The organism is Variovorax sp. GW531-E2, assembly GCF_059423125.1.
On the sequence record NZ_JBWKXQ010000064.1, the window covers coordinates 1 to 16,354 of the forward strand.

Here is a 16,354-nt window from a genome sequence, read left to right on the forward strand (position 1 = left end):
TCGCTGCGGCGGAGGGCGTGTGGGTGGTCATGGGCGGGGCTCGCGCGTCAGGCCGACGCGGCGGGGGCGAGAGTGACGGGTTGGGGATCGAAGATGCGGTAGCGCTTCCAGGGCAGCGTGAGCCAGTTGCCCTGGGTGTTCTGCAGGTGCTCCTGCACTTCCAGCGTGGCGCGCGACGAAGCGGGGCCGTCCTGGCTGCTGATGCGCAGCCAGTGCAGCCGGGCCCGCGCATAGGCGTGGCCGAAGTCTTCCCAGCTCTCGAAGCTGTCCTGCGCGCGCTGCGCGTTGAGGAACAGCACCAGCCAGGCCTGCGACTCGGGCACCCAGCCCAGCAGCGCGATGCAGCGCACCAGGAAGGCGGTGCGCGCGCAGTCGAAGGCCAGCGCGTCGCGCACCTGGCCTTCGGCCGCGAGCTGTTCGTAGAAGTTGGCGTGGGTGCGGCCGAGCCCGCCGACCCAGCCGACCAGCGCGGCCTGCATCTGCGTGGCGATGTCGCGCTCGGGCAGGTCGGCGGCCATGTTCATTTCGCGCAGCACCTGCTTGGCCAGGCGCTGGCGCTGCTCGGCGGGCACGTCGAGCGCCAGCGTGTCGCTGTCGCAGCGCAGGCCGTTGCGCAGCAGCAGGATGTCGCCGAGCGCCAGCGCCCAGCGGCGGCGGTTGGGCACCACCTTGCCGGCGTCGGCCTTGGCCTGCGCCGCGCGCACTGCAAGGTCGGCGTTGGCCTTTTCCATGTGGCCGATCGCCGTGCCCGAGCCGCGCACGACGATGCGGAATGCCGTGCGCACGACGAACCACGCGATGCGCACCGCCAGGTACAGCAGGCCCAGGAACACAACGATGACGATGGCCTGCGTCATGGCAATGCAGCTCCCAACGGCGGCGCGCACACGGCGGCGCTCAGCGAGATGCCTTCGATCTCCAGCATCGTGGCGGGCGCCTGCGTGGGGGCCGCTTGCAGCGACGGCGGCAACCGGTTCGCGGGGAGCGTCAGCCGGGCGGCGGCGGCCACCGCCACGTCCATCTGCCGCAGCCGCGCCAGCTCGTGCGGCGCGATGCGCAGCAGCAGCCATTGCAGGGCCGGCGGCGGCTGCTCGAAGTGCTCGATCAGGTGGAAGTTGCCGCTCATCACGCTGAGCAGGAAGTCGGGGCTCTGCACGTCGGTGACGAACTTCCATTCGCCCCGGGCGGTGTCCGAGGCCTCGGGCTCGAACACCAGGCCCATGCCCTCGCAGTCGCTGTGGCGCTCGCCGCGCGGCGGCAGCGTGCGCAGGAACTGCAGAACGTCGTCGGCGTACTTGCGGATCGGGTGGCGGTTCTGCTTGCCCTTGATCTGGTCGACGCGCAGCCCGTCGGCGTGAACTTCGAGGCTGATGGTCACGTGCGGCAGGTTGCCCGCGCTGCGCAGCGTGAACAGGCGCAGCCGGCCGCTCTGCGCGGCGCTGGCGTACTGCTCGCCGTAGCCGCCGTTGAGCTTCTTGATGTTGGCGAACTGGCCCAGGCAGTGCTGCATGTGGAACGACTCGTAGGCCATTTCCTCGCGCAAGGCCGCATGGCTGCCGATGAACTCGAAGATCACGCCGTTGGGCGTGCGCAGCACTTCCTTCAGCGCCAGGCCGCTGCTGGGCACCCAGCCCTTGTTGCGCTTGGCCTGCATGCGCTGGTGCTCCTGCTCCCACAGGGCCATGGCCATGAAGCAGGTGATGCGCTGCAGCTTCTGCTCGAGCCGCGTGCCGCGCCGCGAGCGCAGGAACTCCACCAGCATGCGTTCGCGGTCGACCAGCAGCAGGTGATCGGGGTCGAGGTAGTAGAAAGTCTTCGGGGTGGCTTCGGCGGCGGGCGATTCGGCCGTGTTGCCCTTGTTGCCCTTGGACTTTTCCTTGTCCTGCGCGGACGCCGCGTTCACCGCGACAGGCGCACGCGGCTGCAGCTGCTTGGCCAGCCACTCGGGCAGCGGCTTGTCGGGCCCGGCCGCGGCCAGGTAGTCGGCGGGCGACTGCACCGGCAGCACGTTGCCGAAGCTGCCGATGGCCCAGCGGAAGAAGTGGTTCAGCAGCCAGGCCGCCATGTCGGCGTCGTCGCCTCGCTCGGCGCTGCGGCGCGCGATCGCGGCCTTCACCTCGGGCGCGTTCACCACGTCGCGCGGCAGGTACACCGCCGTCGCCGCGGCCGTGGGCGGCGAGGACGGGTTCGTGGACGGAGACGGAGTCGGGATCGGCATCGACGGGCGGGCGACTTACAGCGTGAAGTCGTACTCCACCGTGATCGGTGCGTGGTCGCTGAACTTGACCGTCTTGTAGATCGCCTCGGTGCGCGCCAGCGCGCCCATCGCCGGCGTGGCCAGGTGGTAGTCCAGCCGCCACCCCACGTTGTTCGCGTAGGCCTGGCCGCGGTTGCTCCACCAGGTGTAGGCGTCGCCTGTGGTGTCGGGCTTGAGGCGGCGGTACACGTCCACCAGGCCGGCGCCTTCGGTGCCGGCGTCGAGCAGGCGCGTCATCCAGGCGCGTTCTTCGGGCAGGAAGCCGCTGTTCTTCTGGTTGCCGCGCCAGTTCTTCAGGTCGATTTCCTGGTGCGCGATGTTGATGTCGCCGCACAGGATGAACTCGCGCTCCTTCTTCAGCGCCAGCAGGTGCGGGAAGAAGCCCTTCAGGAAGCGGAACTTGGCGGCCTGGCGCTCCTCGCCCGAGCTGCCGCTTGGGAAGTAGCAGCTGATGACCGAGAACTTGCGTTTCGGCGTGTCGAAGCGCAGCTCGAGGTAACGGCCTTCGGCGTCGAATTCGGGATCACCCCAGCCCACCACCACGGCGCTGGGCGCATGCTTCGTGTAGATGGCGGTGCCCGCGTAGCCTTTTTTCTCGGCAAAGTGGAAGTGGCCCTGCAGGCCCGCCATCTGCTCGAAGCGGCCTTCGACATCGCTGGCCTGGACGCGGATCTCCTGCATGCAAATACAATCCGGCGCGAGTTCGGCCACCCAGTCGGCGACGCCCTTGGTGGCCGCCGAGCGCAGGCCATTGAGATTGAGACTGGTCAGTTTGAACACAAGGAATTTCCAATGGCTGTAGACGGTCAGACAAGCAGCGCGGTGGCACAGGACTTCGTCCAGTTCGCGCTCGACGCCGGCGTGCTTCGCTTCGGCGAATTCAAGACCAAGGCCGGTCGCATGAGCCCGTATTTCTTCAATTCGGGCCTCTTCGACGACGGCGCCAAGATCGCGCGGCTCGCCGGATTCTATGCAGACCGCCTGGTCGAAAGCGGCCTCGAGTTCGACATGATCTTCGGCCCCGCCTACAAGGGCATCCCGCTGGGCGCCACCGTGGCCGCCGAGCTGGCCCGGCGCGGGCGCAACTACCCCTTTGCCTACAACCGCAAGGAAGCCAAGGCGCACGGCGAAGGCGGCAACCTCGTGGGCGCGCCCCTCAAGGGCCGCGTGCTCATCGTCGACGACGTGATGTCGGCCGGCACCGCGGTGCGCGAATCGATCGCCGCGATCCAGGCCGCGGGCGCCACGCCGCATGCCGTGGCCATCGCCCTGGACCGGCAGGAAAAAGCCACCGAGAACGGCGTCGACGTGGACCACAGCGCCGTGCAGTACGTGCGCAACCAGCTCGGCCTCGCGGTGGTGCCCATCGCCACGCTGGACGACCTGCTGAGCTACCTCTCGGGCAATGCCGCCGCCGACCTGGGCGCGCACCGCGAGCGCGTGCTGGCCTACCGCACGCGCTACGGCGCCTGAGACGCAGCGCCGATGCGACGCCCCGCGCGCGATCCCTCTTCTGCCGCCGTCGTGGCGTCGCTGTGGCTGGGCCTGGCGGCCCTGTCGTCGTGCGGCATGGCGCTGGCCCAGCCCGCCAAGACGGACGGGCCCGGTGTCGGCATCTACACCTGCGTCGACGCGCGCGGGCGCACGCTCACGGCCGACCGGCCGATCGCCGAGTGCAGCGACCGCGAGCAGCGCGAACTGAGCCCGAGCGGCACGGTGCGCCGCAAGCTGGAGCCGACCTACACGGCGCGGGAGCAGCAGGAGCGCGAGGACCGCGCGCGCGAAGCCGCCATCCAGGCTGCGCGGCTCATCGACGAGCGCCGCCGCGAGCGCGCGCTGCTGGTGCGCTATCCCAACGCCACCACGCACGACCGCGAGCGCGTCGAGGCCCTGTCGCAGATCGACGCCGTGATCCAGGCCGCGAAGAAGCGCCTCGTCGAGCTCGCCGACGACCGCAAGAAGATCGACGAAGAGCTCGAGTTCTACAAGCAGGACACGAGCAAGGCGCCCGGCGCCGTGCGCCGCCGCATCGAGGACAACACGCAGAGCGTGGCCGTGCAGAACCGCTTCATCACGGAGCAGGAAGACGAGAAGAAGCGCGTGAATGCGCGCTTCGACGAAGAGCGCGGGCGCCTGAAGACGCTCTGGTCGCCGCAGAACGGCGGCAACCCGCGCTGAACGAACCCGCCGGGGCCGGCCCCCCGCCCCCGGGGCTCGTTCGTGATCAGCCCAGCTTGGCTTTCAGCAGCTCGGTGACCTGCGCAGGGTTGGCCTTGCCCCCGCTGGCCTTCATGACCTGGCCCACGAGGCCGTTGAGCGCCTTTTCCTTGCCACCGCGGTATTCCTCGACGTTCTTCGCGTTCTTGGCAATCACCTCGTCGAGGATCTTGTCGAGCGCGCCGGCGTCGTTCATCGGCTTGAGGTCCTTGGCTTCGATGATCGCGTCGACATCGCTGCCTTCGCCGCTCCACAGTGCTTCGAACACCTGGCGCGCGGCGTTGTTGGGCAGCGTGCCGTCGGCGATGCGCGTCACCAGCTGCGCGAGCTGCGCGGCCTTCACGGGCGCGGCCTCGATGCCGATCTCGGCGGCGTTCAGGCGGCGGGCCATCTCGCCGGTGATCCAGTTGCTGGCCAGCTTGGGCGCCGCGCCGGCGTTCACCGCGTCATCGAAGTAGCGGGCCAGCGCCGCGCCTTGCGTGAGCTGCGCGGCGTCGTATTCCGACAGGCCGTGGTCGCGCACATAGCGCTCGGCCGTGGCACGCGGCAGTTCGGGCATGGTGGCGCGCACGCGCTCGATCCACTCGGCGGCCACCACGAGGGGCGGCAGGTCCGGGTCGGGGAAGTAGCGGTAGTCGGCCGCGTCTTCCTTGGTGCGCATGGTGCGCGTCTCGCCGGTGGCGGGGTCGAACAGCACGGTCGCCTGTTCGATGGCGCGGCCCTCTTCGAGCTCGTCGATCTGCGAGTTGATCTCGTAGTCGATCGCCTGCTGCATGAACTTGAAGCTGTTCAGGTTCTTGATCTCGCGGCGCGTGCCGAGCTTCTCGCCGGGCTTGCGCACCGACACGTTGGCGTCGCAGCGGAAGCTGCCTTCCTGCATGTTGCCGTCGCAGATGCCGATCCACGTGACGATCTTGTGCAGTTCCTTCGCATAGGCCACGGCCTCGGCGGTGGAGCGCATGTCGGGCTCGGTCACGATCTCCAGCAGCGGCGTGCCGGCGCGGTTCAGGTCGATGCCGCTCTGGCCGATGAAGTCTTCGTGCAGCGACTTGCCCGCGTCTTCCTCGAGGTGGGCGCGCACCAGGCGCACGGTCTTCTTTTCTTCGCCGAGGAAGAACGACACCGCGCCGCCTTGCACCACCGGGATCTCGAACTGGCTGATCTGGTAGCCCTTGGGCAGGTCGGGGTAGAAGTAGTTCTTGCGTGCGAACACGCTGCGCGGCGCGATGTGCGAGCCCAGCGCCAGGCCCAGCTTGATGGCGCGTTCGACCGCGCCCTTGTTCATCACGGGCAGCGTGCCCGGCAGCGCCAGGTCGACCGCGCAGGCCTGCGTGTTGGGCTCGGCGCCGAAGGCCGTGGAGGCGCGGCTGAAGATCTTGCTCGCGGTCGACAGTTGCGCGTGCGTCTCGAAGCCGATGATGACTTCATAGCCGCGCACCAGCGGGCCGGTCGGGCGGCCTTGTTGTTGTGCTTCGAATGTGTTCACGGTCTCGCTCATGTCAGAAGCCCTCCGGCGTGCGCGTGTGCCAGTCGGTGGCTTGCTGGAAGCGGTGCGCTGCGTTGAGCAGCTTCGCTTCGCCGAAGTAGTTGCCGATCAGCTGCAGGCCCACGGGCATGCCGCCGTCGAAGCCCGCGGGCACGCTCATGCCCGGAAGGCCTGCGAGCGATGCGGGCAGCGTGAAGATGTCGGCGAGGTAGTCGGCCACGGGGTCGTCGCCGTGTTCGCCGATCTTCCAAGCGGTGGTCGGCGCGGCGGGGCCGGCGATCACGTCGCACTGCGTCAGCGCCTGCTGGAAGTCGTCCGCGATCATGCGGCGCACCTTCTGCGCCTGCAGGTAGTAGGCGTCGTAGTAGCCGTGCGAGAGCACGTAGGTGCCGATCATGATGCGGCGCTTCACCTCGTCGCCGAAGCCTTCGGCGCGCGTGCGTTCGTACATCTCGGCCAGGTCCTTGTACTGCCTGGCGCGGTGGCCGAACTTGACGCCGTCGAAGCGGCTCAGGTTGCTCGAGGCTTCGGCCGCGGCCAGGATGTAGTACACGGGAATCGACAGCTCGGTGCGCGGCAGCGAGACCTCGACGCGCTTGGCGCCGAGCTTCTCGTACTGCGCGAGCGCCGCATCGATGGCGGCGCGCACGCCGGGCGCCACGCCGTCGCCGAAGAACTCCTTGGGCACGCCGATGCGCAGGCCGTCGAGCGAGTCGTTCAGCGAGCGGCCGAAGTCTTCGGCGGGCTTGTCGAGCGAGGTCGAGTCGCGGTCGAGGTCGGGGCCGCAGAAGGCCGACAGCAGCAGCGCGCAGTCTTCGGCCGAGCGGGCCATCGGGCCGGCCTGGTCGAGGCTCGATGCGAAGGCCACCATGCCGTAGCGCGAGGCGCGGCCATACGTGGGCTTGATGCCGGTGATGCCGCAGAACGAAGCGGGCTGGCGGATCGAGCCGCCGGTGTCGGTGCCGGTGGCCGCAGGGGCCAGGCGTGCCGCGACGGCCGCCGCGCTGGCGCCCGACGAGCCGCCCGGAATGCGCTCGAGGTTCCAGGGGTTGCGCACCGGCACGGCTTGGTCGTGGCCCACGGCGGGCACGGCGACGTTCTCGTTGGCCGAGCCCATTGCGAACTCGTCGCAGCTGAGCTTGCCCAGCGTGACCGCGCCGGCTTCGGCCAGGCGGCGCACCACGGTCGCGTCGAAGGGCGAGCGGTAGCCCGCGAGCATCTTCGAGCCGGCGGTGGTGGCGAAATCGGTGGTGACGAAGATGTCCTTGTGCGCAATGGGCACGCCGGCCAGCGCGGGCGCGTTGCCCTTGGCGATGAGCGCGTCGGCTGCGCGGGCCTGGGCCAGCGTGACTTCTTCGTTGACATCGACAAACGTGCCGAGCGACTCGTGGGCCTTCATGCGGCCCAGAAACGCCTGCGAGGCCTCGACGGCCGAAACCTTGCGCTCGGCCAAGGCCTTGGCCAGGGCGACCACGCCCATCTGGTGCAGTTGCTCGCCGCTCATTATTCGATCACCTTGGGCACGAGGAACAGGCCGGCTTCGACGGCCGGGGCGCTCTTCTGGTTGGCTTCGCGGTTGTTCGGCTCGCTCACGACGTCGTCGCGCAGGCGCAGCGTCACGTCTTCGAGCGCGGCCACGGGGTGCGCCAGCGGCTCGACGCCGGTGGTGTCGACCGCGCGCATGCGTTCGACCAGATCGAAGAAGCCGTTGATTTGAGTGAGCATGCGCTCGCTTTCATCTGGGGCAAGCTGCAGCCGCGCCAGGGAGGCGATGCGTGCAATATCGGAAGCGGAAAGAGACATAGATGGCTGACGGGTCGAAAAAACCGGAGGCAATCGCACGCCGAAGAGGGTGCCGACACGGGATTCAGAGGGGATTCGGTTATTATCCCGCCTTTGCCGCAACCCCCGCGAACGCGCCGGCTTTTGCGCCAAAAACGATCAATTCACCCCGTCAAACGACCCAAAAATAGAGCGACGACCTGCCGATGCGCAGGCCGTGCTCAGAGGATTCCGCACATGTTTGGAGCTTTCCGTCGGTACTTCTCCACCGACCTGGCGATCGACCTCGGCACCGCCAACACCCTGATCTTCGCCCGCAACAAGGGCATCGTGCTGGACGAGCCCTCCGTGGTCGCGATCCGCCACGAAGGCGGCCCCCATGGCAAGAAGGTGATCCAGGCCGTCGGCCGCGAAGCCAAGGCCATGCTGGGCAAGGTGCCCGGCAACATCGAGGCGATCCGCCCGATGAAGGACGGCGTCATTGCCGACTTCGTGATCACCGAGCAGATGATCAAGCAGTTCATCAAGATGGTGCACCCGCGCACGCTGCTCACGCCGAGCCCGCGCATCATCATCTGCGTGCCCTGCGGCTCGACCCAGGTCGAGCGCCGCGCCATCAAGGATGCGGCCGAAGCCGCCGGCGCCACCGCCGTCTACCTCATCGAAGAACCCATGGCCGCGGCCATCGGCGCCGGCCTGCCCGTCAGCGAAGCCTCGGGCTCGATGGTGGTGGACATCGGCGGCGGCACCACCGAAGTGGGCGTGATCTCGCTGGGCGGCATGGTCTACAAGGGCTCGGTCCGCGTGGGCGGCGACCGCTTCGACGAAGCCATCATCAACTACATCCGCCGCAACTACGGCATGCTGATCGGCGAGCCGACGGCCGAAGTCATCAAGAAGAACATCGGCTCGGCCTTCCCCGGCTCCGAAGTCAAGGAAATGGAAGTCAAGGGCCGCAACCTGTCCGAAGGCGTGCCGCGCAGCTTCACCATCAGCAGCAACGAAGTGCTGGAAGCCCTGACCGACCCCCTGAACAACATCGTCTCGGCCGTGAAGAACGCGCTGGAACAGACGCCTCCCGAACTGGGCGCCGACATCGCCGAGCGCGGCATGATGCTCACCGGCGGTGGCGCGCTGCTGCGCGACCTCGACCGCCTGCTCGCCGAGGAAACCGGCCTGCCGGTGCTCGTGGCCGAGGACCCGCTGACCTGCGTGGTGCGCGGCTGCGGCATCGCCCTGGAGCGCATGGACCGTCTGGGCAGCATCTTCACGAGCGAGTAAAAGGCGAAAGCCATCATCGGCCGGCCTCTGCTTGCGCAGGCCGGCTTTTTGTTATTTGATGCCGCACCACCGCCGGGTCTGACTACATGCCTCTGGGCACGCTCGATCGCACAGCGCCACCCCTGTTCAACCAGGGGCAATCGGCACTCAGCAAGCTGATCTTCTTCGGCGCGCTCTCGCTCTTCCTCATGGTCGCCGACGCACGCTTTCACCTCGTGAAGCCGATCCGCTCGGCCATCGGCGCGGTGCTCTACCCGGTGCAGATGGCGGCGCTCAAGCCGGTCATGCTGGTGATGGGCGGCAGCCGCTACTTCGAAGAGCTGCAGACCGCGCAGCGCAACGAAGACGAGGCCCGCAAGGCCCTGATGCTGCAGGCCGAGACCGCCAGCCGCGCCGACACGCTCGCGCAAGACAACGCCCGCCTGCGCGAGCTGCTCGAGCTGCGCCAGACCACCACCACGCCGGGCCGCCCGGCCGAGGTGCTGTACGACGCGGCCGACCCCTACACGCGCAAGATCGTCATCGACCAGGGCCTCGCGCAGGGCGTGGCGGCCGGCTCGCCGGTGATCGACGCGCGCGGCGTGCTGGGCCAGGTGACGCAGGTGCTGCCCTTCACGAGCGAGGTCACGCTGGTGATCGACCGCGACCTGGCCATTCCCGTGCAGAACACCCGCACCGGCGTGCGCAGCGTGGCCTTCGGCGATGCGTCGGCGCACGGCGGCGGCATGGAGCTGCGCTTCATGGCGGCCAATGCCGACCTGCAGGAGGGCGACCTGCTGTCCACCAGCGGCGTCGACGGCATCTACCCGGCCGGCCTGCCGGTGGCGAAGATCGAACGCATCGAGCGCCGCGCTGACTCGGCCTTCGCGCGCATCTACTGCGTGCCGCTGGCCCGCGTGACCGCGGCGCGCTACGTGCTGGTGCTCGAGCCCTCGGGCGCTCCGGTGGCGCCGCCGCACGTCGAGGCCGCGTCCACCCAGCGCAAGCGCCCCGAAGGCAAGCCGGGCGCCGGCAAGAACGAGAAGAAACCGGCGGGAGCCACGCGATGATCAAGCGCCCCGGCCAGCAGCAGCTCTTGCTGCCCGTCAGCCCCGTCTTCATGTGGACCAGCCTGCTCGTGGCACTGCTGGTCAACATGATCCCCATCGGCCGCGCCGCCTGGATGCCCGACCTGCTGGCGCTGGTGATCGTGTTCTGGGGCGTGCACCAGCCCGCGCGCGTGGGCATCGGCGCGGCCTTCATGTTCGGCCTGCTCATGGACGTGCACCAGTCGTCGATGCTGGGCCAGCATGCGCTGTCCTACACCACGCTGGGCTTCTTCGCGATCATGATCCACCGGCGCCTGCTGTGGTACCCGGTGCTCTCGCAGGCGCTGCAGGTGCTGCCGCTGTTTGCGCTGTCGCAGTTCATCGAGGTGATCACGCGCATGATCGGCGGCGGCGTGTTCCCGGGCTGGGGCGTGCTGGTCTCGCCGGCGCTCGAGGCGGCGCTGTGGCCGCTGGCCACCGCGCTGCTGCTGGCGCCCCAGCGCCGCACGCCCGAACCCGACGAGAACCGCCCCCTCTAGTCATGGTGCCCCCCGGCTTTTCACTTCGCTTCGCTGCGTGTAACTCCACCCCCCGAGGGGGAGGCGCGGCCCGCCTTGGGGCGGCCCGGCGGCGGCCGCCCGTCGCATTTGCCATCGCACCTGCGCACGCCTAAGCTTCCTGACGCCATGACCGAAATCCGCAACGTTGCCGCCGACCTGGCGCGCTTCAAGCGCCGCGTGATCGTCATCGGCCTGGCGGTGCTGTTCGCCTTCAGCCTGCTGGGCTCGCGGCTGGTCTACCTGCAGGTCGTGCGCCATGCCGACCTGGCCGAGCAGGCCGAGAGCAACCGCACGGCCGTGGTGCCGGTGGTGCCGAACCGGGGGCTCATCCTCGATCGCAACGGCATCGTGCTGGCCTCCAACTACTCGGCCTACACGCTGGAGATCACGCCCTCGAAGGTCGGCGACGTCGAGGAGACCATCAACAGCCTGACCAGCGTGCTCGAGGTGTCGCCGCGCGACCGCCGCCGCTTCAAGCGCCTGCGCGAAGACTCGCGCAGCTTCGACTCCATTCCGATCCGCACCCGTCTGAGCGACGAAGAGGTGGCGCGCTTCGCGGCACAGCGCTACCGCTTTCCGGGCGTGGAGATCAAGGCGCGCCTGTTCCGCAACTACCCGCAGGGCGAGCTGGCCTCGCACGTGCTGGGCTACATCGGCCGCATCAACCAGCGCGAAAAAACCGCGATGGAAGACTGGGACGAGGAAGACCAGGCCAACTACAAGGGCACCGACTACATCGGCAAGCTGGGCATCGAGCAGAGCTACGAGAAGATGCTGCACGGCCAGACCGGCGTCGAGCAGATGGAAACCTCGGCCGGCGGACGCGCCGTGCGCCGGCTCGCCAGCCACCCGGCCACGCCGGGCAACACCGTCATGCTGTCGCTGGACATCAAGCTGCAGAAGCTGGTGGAAGACATGTACGGCGACCGGCGCGGCGCGCTCGTGGCCATCGACCCCAAGACCGGCGAGGTGCTGGCCTTCGTGAGCAAGCCCACCTTTGACCCCAACCTGTTCGTCGAAGGCATCGACACCGAGAGCTGGCAGGCGCTCACCGAATCGATCGACAAGCCGCTGCTCAACCGCGCGCTGCGCGGCACCTACCCGCCAGGCTCCACCTACAAGCCCTTCATGGCGCTGGCGGCGCTGCAGACCGGCAAGCGTGCCGCGAGCGTGGTGGTGAACGACCCCGGCTACTTCAACTTCGGCGGCCACCGCTTCGGCAGCCCCGAGGGCTACCTGGGCGGCGTCGACATGCGCCGCTCGATCCAGGTGTCGAGCAACATCTACTACTACTCGCTGGCCAACGAGATGGGCGTGGACCTGATCCACGACTTCATGAAGCCGATGGGCTTCGGCCAGATCACCGGCATCGACCTGGGCGGCGAGGTGCGCGGCGTGCTGCCCAGCACCGAGTGGAAGCGCAACGCCTACAAGCGGCCCGAGCAGAAGAAGTGGTACGCGGGCGAGACCATCTCGCTGGGCATCGGCCAGGGCTACAACGCCTTCACCATGCTGCAGCTGGCGCAGGCCACGGCCATCGTGGCCGACGGCGGCATGAAGCACCGGCCGCACCTGGCGCTGGCGATGCGCAACACGGTCAGCGGGCAGGTCGTGCCGCTGCCGCAACCGCCGGCCGAGAACCTGGGCTACACGGCGGCCAACGTGGCCGTGATCCGCGAAGGCCTGACCAGTGTGGTCACCAGCGGCACCGCGCGCGGCGTGTTCGCGGGCGCGGGCTACCAGGCGGCCGGCAAGACCGGCACGGCACAGGCCGTGACGCAGGCCAAGAACACCAAGTACAACGCGCGCGCGCTCGAAGAACACCAGCGCGACCACGCGCTGTTCATGGCCTACGCACCGGCCAACAACCCGAAGATCGCGCTCGCGGTCATCGTCGAGAACGCCGGCTGGGGCGCGGGCGCTGCGGCGCCTCTCGCGCGCCGCGTGTTCGACTACTGGCTCATGGACCAGTACCCGAGCGAGGCCGACATGGCCGCCGTGCGCATCGGCCGCGCGGGCGCGCCGATGGGCAAGCCGCGCGTGGCCAGCGAGGTGGCCTGGCCCGCGGCGGCCGCGGTGCCGGCGCCGGCGGGCGCGGCATCGTCGGCGGCGCCGACGCCCTGACAGGCGCGCCCCGCGGGGCGCACCGTCTCTCAGGCCAGGGTCAGACCACCGTCCCGGCGACTTCACCCAGGCCGATGCGCACCGCGCCTTCGCGCTCGCACCAGCCGCGCATCACCAGCGTGTCGCCGTCTTCCAGGAAGGTGCGCTTCTCGCCGTTCGGCAGCGTGACCGGCTGCTTGCCGCCCAGCGTGAGTTCCATCAGCGAGCCGGCCTGGTCGGGCTGCGGGCCCGACAGCGTGCCCGAGCCCAGCAGGTCGCCGGGCTGCAGGTTGCAGCCGTTCACCGTGTGGTGCGTGATGAGCTGCGCGGCGGTCCAGTAGGCGGCCTCGGTGGTGTTGCCCAGCGTGAGGCGCACGGGCGCCACGCCGTCGGCGCGCATCTTCGCGGTCTGCAGCAGCACTTCGAGCGTGATGTCGAGCGCGCCGCTGGCGCGGTTCGAGGGCGCATCGAGGTAGGGCAGCGGCTGCGGGTCTTCGGCGGGGCGCTCGAACTTGGCGCGGAACGGCGCCAGCGCTTCGGTCGTCACGATCCAGGGCGACAGCGTGCTGGCGAAGTTCTTCGCGAGGAACGGGCCCAGCGGCTGGTATTCCCAGGCCTGCAGGTCGCGCGCTGACCAGTCGTTGAGCAGGGTCACGCCGAACAGGTGGTCTTCGGCGTCGCCGATCGCGATGGGTTCGCCCAGCGCATTGCCGCGGCCCACGAGGAAGCCCAGCTCCAGTTCGTAGTCCAGCCGCTTCGAGGGGCCGAAGCTCGGCGCCACTGCGTCGGGTGCCTTGGTCTGGCCTTGCGGGCGCTTGAAGACCTGGCCGCTCACGCCGATCGACGAGGCGCGGCCGTGGTAACCGATGGGCACCCACTTGTAGTTGGGCATCAGCGGCTGGTCGGGGCGGAACAGCTTGCCGATGGTGGTGGCGTGATGGATGCCCGTGTAGAAGTCGGTGTAGTCGCCGATGCGGCAGGGCACGGTCATCTCGGCCTGGGCTTGCGCGAGCAGCGCCTTCGACCATGCAGCCTGCTGGCCGCTGCCTTCGGCGAGGCCCGCGGAGATCGCGGCGCGCAGCGCCTGGCGGTCTTTCACCGAGGCGTTCATCAGCACGTTCATGTCGTCGGTGTCGATGAGGCCGGTGGCGCGCAGATCGAGGATCTGGTCGCCGATGGCCACGCCGATGCGGAAGGCCTCGCTGCTGCCGGCGGCGCGGAAGCGGCCGAAGGGCAGGTTCTGGATCGGGAAGTCGGTGCCGGCCACGTTGGCGGCGGCGACCCAGCTGCGCAGCTTCGGGTCGTGGGTGGCGTTGAGTGCGGTCATGGAGGTCTTTCGTTGAATCGGATCAGTCTGCGGTCATGCCCGCTTTTTTGGCGACGTCGCCCAGGCGCTTGTATTCGGTGTCGGTGAGCGTGGTGAGCTCCTGCGCGCTCGAGCCGCGCGGCGAGAAGCCGGCCTGCTGCAGCTTGGCCTTCACGTCGGGCATCGCGAGCGCTTCGACAAACGCTTCGTTCAGCGCCTTCACGATCGGCGCCGGCAGCTTCGCCGGGCCGTACACGCCGAACCACGGCTCTAGCGCATAGCCCTTGAGGCCTGCTTCGGCCATCGTCGGCACGTCGGGCAGCGAGGGCGAGCGCGTGGCGCCCGCCACGGCCAGCGCACGCAGCTTGCCGGCCTGGATGTGCGGCAGCGAGGCCGGCAGGTTGTCGAACATCACGCCGATGGTGTTGCCCAGCATGTCGGTGATGGCCGGGCCGCTGCCCTTGTAGGCCACGTGCGTGAGCTCGGTGCCGGTCATCTGCGCGAACATCACGCCGGCCAGGTTCATCGAGGTGCCGGCGCCCGCGGTGGCGTAGGGCAGGCCGGGGTTCTTCTTCGCGGCGGCGATGAGCTCGGGCACGGTCTTGATGGCCGAGGTGGCCGGCACTTCGAGCACGATGGTCGACATGCCCAGCAGGCTGATGGCCGTGAAGTCCTTGCGCGGATCGAAGGCCATCGACTTGTAGATGTGCGGGTTCAGCGCGTTGGTCGAGATGGCGCCGAAGCCGATCGTGTAGCCGTCGGGCGCGGCCTTGGCCACGGCGTCCATGCCGATGTTGCCGCCCGCGCCGCCGCGGTTGTCGATGAGCACCGGCTGGCCCAGCTTCTCCGACACCTTCTGGCCCACGGTGCGCGCCACGAGGTCGGTGGTGCCGCCGGCCGTGTAGGGCACGATGAACTTGATGGGCTTGGACGGAAAGTCGGCCGCATGCGCCAGCAGCGGCGCGGCCAGCAGCGCGAGGGCCGCGGCGCGGCGGGTGAGGGTGAGAGCGTGCGTCATGCCTTGAATTGGTCCTTCAACCCTGCCCAGCAGTCGGTGTAGTCGGTGTCGAGCGCCGGGCTTTGCAGCGCGAAGTTCGTCGGGATGAAACGGTAGCGGCTCTCGAACATGAAGGCCAGCGTGTTGTCCAGCTTGTGCGGCTTGAGGTCGGCGTGGGTGGCCTTGTCGAAGGCTTCCTCGTCCGGGCCGTGCGGCACCATGCAGTTGTGCAGGCTCGCGCCGCCGGGCTTGAAGCCGCCCGGCTTGGCGTCGTACTCGCCCAGCACCAGGCCCATGAACTCGCTCATGAGGTTGCGGTGGAACCACGGCGGACGGAAGGTGTTTTCCATCACCATCCAGCGCGGCGGGAAGATCACGAAGTCGCAGTTGGCGGTGCCGGGCGTGTCGCTGGGCGAGGTCAGCACGGTGAAGATCGAGGGATCGGGATGGTCGAAGCTGATCGAGCCGATGACCATGAAGTTGGCCGTGTCGTACTTCACCGGCGCGAGGTTGCCGTGCCAGGCGACCACGTTGAAGGGCGACTGTTTGGTGGGTGCGGTCCAGAAGCGGCCGCCGAATTTCTTCACCAGCTCGTAGGCGCCGCCGTCTGCCTCGAAGGCCGCCACGGGCGCCTGGAAGTCGCGCGCGTTGGCCAGGCCGTTCGAGCCGATCGGGCCGAGTTCGGGCAGGCGGAAGTGCGCGCCGTAGTTCTCGCACACGTAGCCGCGCGAGAGGCCGTCGGGCAATGCGACCTTGAAGGCCATGCCGCGCGGCAGCACCACGATTTCGCCGGGCTTGACGTCGAGCACGCCGAGTTCGGTCGTGACGACGAGGCGGCCCTGTTGGGGCATCACCAGCATCTCGCCGTCGGCGTTGACGAAGGCGCGCTGCTCCATCGAGCGACCGGCCAGGTACATCAGCGAGCCGATGCCGACCTGCGACTCGGCGTCGCCGTTGGCGGCCAGCGTGTGCATGCCGTCGATGAAGTCGACGTCGGCCGCGCCGTCCAGCGGCAGCGGGCCCCAGCGCATCGGCTCGGGCGGCAGCGCGATCTCGCGGTCGGCGCCGGTGGTCCAGTGCGCCTGCGCGTAGGGCTGGTAGCGGCCCGACACCACCGAGGGTTGGCGGCGGTACAGCCAGGTGCGGCGGTTCTCGTGGCGCGGCGCCGTGAAGGCGGTGCCCGAGAGCAGCTCGGTGTACAGGTCGAAGGGGCCGCGCTGCGGGTTGTTGCGGCCTTGCGGCAGCGCACCGGGCACGGCTTCGGAGGCGTATTCGTTGCCGAAGCCGCTCTGGTAGCGCCGTTCGGCGGCGGGTGTTGCTTGGATCATGGGCTTGTC

Annotated in this window: 15 protein-coding genes; 6 read left to right on the forward strand and 9 right to left on the reverse strand. The window is 69.0% G+C overall.

Translation table 11 applies throughout. The annotated features are described in order from the left end of the window. Positions 1–47: 47 nt before the first annotated feature. Genes AC07XP_RS26730 through AC07XP_RS26740 form a run of 3 tightly spaced genes read right to left on the reverse strand, consistent with a single transcriptional unit; the run spans position 48 to position 3,037 of the window. Positions 48–857, reverse strand: a complete 810-nt coding sequence (locus AC07XP_RS26730) for a DUF1266 domain-containing protein (RefSeq protein WP_495266377.1) — start codon at positions 855–857, stop codon at positions 48–50. Continuing rightward, the gene (locus tag AC07XP_RS26735) at positions 854–2,218 is read right to left on the reverse strand and encodes a hypothetical protein (protein WP_495266378.1); all 1,365 of its coding nucleotides are present in this window, start codon (positions 2,216–2,218) and stop codon (positions 854–856) included. Before AC07XP_RS26735 ends, AC07XP_RS26730 begins: the two co-directional genes overlap by 4 nt. A 15-nt stretch (positions 2,219–2,233) precedes the next feature. After that, positions 2,234–3,037: an exodeoxyribonuclease III gene (locus tag AC07XP_RS26740; RefSeq protein ID WP_062472711.1), complete on the reverse strand. Its 804-nt coding sequence runs from the start codon at positions 3,035–3,037 to the stop codon at positions 2,234–2,236. 12 nt (positions 3,038–3,049) lie between these two features. On the opposite strand from AC07XP_RS26740, the gene pyrE reads away from it, so the two are divergent. Then, positions 3,050–3,730, forward strand: coding sequence for an orotate phosphoribosyltransferase (pyrE, locus tag AC07XP_RS26745; RefSeq protein WP_056583914.1), 681 nt, complete (start codon positions 3,050–3,052; stop codon positions 3,728–3,730). A 12-nt stretch (positions 3,731–3,742) separates the two neighbouring features. Further along, entirely contained in the window at positions 3,743–4,435 is a 693-nt protein-coding gene (locus AC07XP_RS26750; RefSeq protein WP_495266379.1) for a DUF4124 domain-containing protein, read from the forward strand. A 46-nt stretch (positions 4,436–4,481) separates the two neighbouring features. Here AC07XP_RS26750 and gatB read toward each other — a convergent pair whose 3' ends face one another. From gatB to gatC, 3 genes are read right to left on the reverse strand one after another with little or no spacing between them, the layout of a single operon-like run. Continuing rightward, the gene (gatB, locus tag AC07XP_RS26755; protein WP_095949786.1) at positions 4,482–5,972 is read right to left on the reverse strand and encodes an Asp-tRNA(Asn)/Glu-tRNA(Gln) amidotransferase subunit GatB; all 1,491 of its coding nucleotides are present in this window, start codon (positions 5,970–5,972) and stop codon (positions 4,482–4,484) included. 1 nt (position 5,973) lies between these two features. Further along, the gene (gatA, locus tag AC07XP_RS26760; RefSeq protein ID WP_495266380.1) at positions 5,974–7,464 is read right to left on the reverse strand and encodes an Asp-tRNA(Asn)/Glu-tRNA(Gln) amidotransferase subunit GatA; all 1,491 of its coding nucleotides are present in this window, start codon (positions 7,462–7,464) and stop codon (positions 5,974–5,976) included. Further along, the gene (gatC, locus tag AC07XP_RS26765) at positions 7,464–7,763 is read right to left on the reverse strand and encodes an Asp-tRNA(Asn)/Glu-tRNA(Gln) amidotransferase subunit GatC (protein ID WP_056583926.1); all 300 of its coding nucleotides are present in this window, start codon (positions 7,761–7,763) and stop codon (positions 7,464–7,466) included. Before gatC ends, gatA begins: the two co-directional genes overlap by 1 nt. A 216-nt stretch (positions 7,764–7,979) precedes the next feature. Between gatC and AC07XP_RS26770 the strand changes: the two genes are divergently transcribed. The 4 genes from AC07XP_RS26770 to mrdA all read left to right on the forward strand — a co-directional run bounded on the left by AC07XP_RS26770 (position 7,980) and on the right by mrdA (position 12,735). Continuing rightward, a complete protein-coding gene (locus AC07XP_RS26770) occupies positions 7,980–9,023 on the forward strand; it encodes a rod shape-determining protein (protein WP_056583929.1) in 1,044 nt (347 codons plus the stop codon). Between the two features lie 86 nt (positions 9,024–9,109). Continuing rightward, positions 9,110–10,072: a rod shape-determining protein MreC gene (gene mreC / locus AC07XP_RS26775; RefSeq protein WP_095743224.1), complete on the forward strand. Its 963-nt coding sequence runs from the start codon at positions 9,110–9,112 to the stop codon at positions 10,070–10,072. Then, on the forward strand, positions 10,069–10,590 hold the full coding sequence (gene mreD, locus AC07XP_RS26780; RefSeq protein WP_062472721.1) for a rod shape-determining protein MreD: 522 nt from the start codon (positions 10,069–10,071) through the stop codon (positions 10,588–10,590). Before mreC ends, mreD begins: the two co-directional genes overlap by 4 nt. Positions 10,591–10,737: 147 nt before the next feature. Then, a complete protein-coding gene (gene mrdA, locus AC07XP_RS26785; protein ID WP_062472723.1) occupies positions 10,738–12,735 on the forward strand; it encodes a penicillin-binding protein 2 in 1,998 nt (665 codons plus the stop codon). A 40-nt stretch (positions 12,736–12,775) separates the two neighbouring features. Here the strand turns inward: mrdA and fahA are convergent, their stop codons facing one another. Genes fahA through hmgA form a run of 3 tightly spaced genes read right to left on the reverse strand, consistent with a single transcriptional unit; the run spans position 12,776 to position 16,345 of the window. After that, positions 12,776–14,041, reverse strand: coding sequence for a fumarylacetoacetase (fahA, locus tag AC07XP_RS26790; protein ID WP_495266381.1), 1,266 nt, complete (start codon positions 14,039–14,041; stop codon positions 12,776–12,778). Positions 14,042–14,063: 22 nt separating this feature from the next. Continuing rightward, positions 14,064–15,038, reverse strand: coding sequence for a Bug family tripartite tricarboxylate transporter substrate binding protein (locus AC07XP_RS26795; RefSeq protein ID WP_495266382.1), 975 nt, complete (start codon positions 15,036–15,038; stop codon positions 14,064–14,066). After that, positions 15,035–16,345 carry a homogentisate 1,2-dioxygenase gene (hmgA, locus tag AC07XP_RS26800; RefSeq protein ID WP_495266383.1) on the reverse strand — a complete coding sequence of 437 codons (1,311 nt, stop codon included), beginning with the start codon at positions 16,343–16,345 and terminating at the stop codon, positions 15,035–15,037. Before hmgA ends, AC07XP_RS26795 begins: the two co-directional genes overlap by 4 nt. Positions 16,346–16,354 lie beyond the last annotated feature (9 nt).